This window comes from Methanoregula sp., from assembly GCF_002835825.1.
Taxonomy (GTDB): Archaea; Halobacteriota; Methanomicrobia; order Methanomicrobiales; family Methanospirillaceae; genus Methanoregula.
The window spans coordinates 1-1,179 of record NZ_PIZH01000647.1 but is presented as its reverse complement, the minus strand read 5'-3'; the positions used below and the strand labels follow the sequence as shown (position 1 = coordinate 1,179).

At 57.5% G+C, this 1,179-nt stretch carries 2 protein-coding genes; one reads left to right on the top strand and one right to left on the bottom strand.

Going from position 1 to position 1,179, the window contains the following annotated elements:
* Window positions 1–199, bottom strand: a 199-nt coding sequence (locus CW742_RS14110; protein ID WP_292421463.1) for a DUF1922 domain-containing protein, incomplete at its 3' end; no start/stop codon positions are given.
* Between the two features lie 136 nt (window positions 200–335).
* Between CW742_RS14110 and CW742_RS14105 the strand changes: the two genes are divergently transcribed.
* Window positions 336–1,091 (top strand): coenzyme F420-0:L-glutamate ligase, encoded by a 756-nt coding sequence (locus CW742_RS14105; RefSeq protein WP_292421462.1) that lies wholly within the window; start codon window positions 336–338, stop codon window positions 1,089–1,091.
* Window positions 1,092–1,179 lie beyond the last annotated feature (88 nt).

Genomic DNA, 1,179 nt, shown 5'->3' with positions numbered 1-1,179 from the left:
TCTTCTTTGCGGTATGGAGATGGCGTTCCATCTGCCGTACGATATGCTCGGCTTCGTGATGGTCCTCGACTTCCAGGTAGGCCGGCGCCTTTGCCACATCGTACGCGTGCCCGCAGACCGGGCAGAGTTTCCACTTCTGGAACTTGTCAACGTACGTGAAAGACCTGCACCCGCCCGGACACCGCACGATGATGTACATGCGTATGACGTGTTGTGCCTTGTCGCATATAAATACATTTCGAGCGTTTGGAGGAAATTCCACGTGCCTTTTTAAAAAACGCAGTTGCAACAATGTTTCGAAATCCCTATATCACCCGCTCATCGCACTTAGTGCTATGGAAGACATTCGGGTCATCGGGATACGGGGTCTGCCGCTTATCCGGGCGGGGGACGATATTGCCGCCCTGATCTGCGACAAGGTGACGTTACATGACGGGGATATCCTCTGCATCGCCTCGACAATCTGGTCGAAAGCGCGGGGCTATACCCGCAACCTCTCCGGGATCACCCCCTCGGAACGGGCGGTACGGCTCGGGAGGATGAATGGTGAGGATCCGCGATTCGTGCAGGCCGTTCTTGACGCCTCGACAGACATCATTATGGAGCACCCGTTCATCCTGTCGGAGATGGCATTCGGGCATATCGGTGTCCGGGCCGGTGTCGACCAGTCGAATATCGATGACGGCATGGTGATCTTCCTGCCTCCCGACCCGATGAAATCTGCCGGTGAACTCCATGAAGAGATCGTACGGGTCTGTGGAAGGGACGTCGGCATCATCATCACGGACACCTGCGGGCGCTCGTTCCGGCGCGGGCAGACCGGCAACGCTATCGGCTGGAGCGGCATGACCGCGATCCGGGACTTCCGGGGCGACACCGATCTCTTTGGTCATGTGCTCAAGATCACGGAAGAGGCAGTAGTCGACGAGATCGCAGGATTTGCAAACTTTGTTATGGGCGAGAGCAACAATGGCGTGCCTGCGGTCGTCTTCCGTGGCTGCGGCACATGGGCCGGCCACGACAACCTGTATTTCCGCGGGGACGAGGACATCACCAAACGCGTGCTGAAAAAGGAGTGGGCGTCTGGTTAAAACATGAGGTCCAGCGCATAGATGACGATACCGACTGCGGCGGCAACGATCATCACGGTTACGGGGCTGATGCTGATCGCCCTTCGGT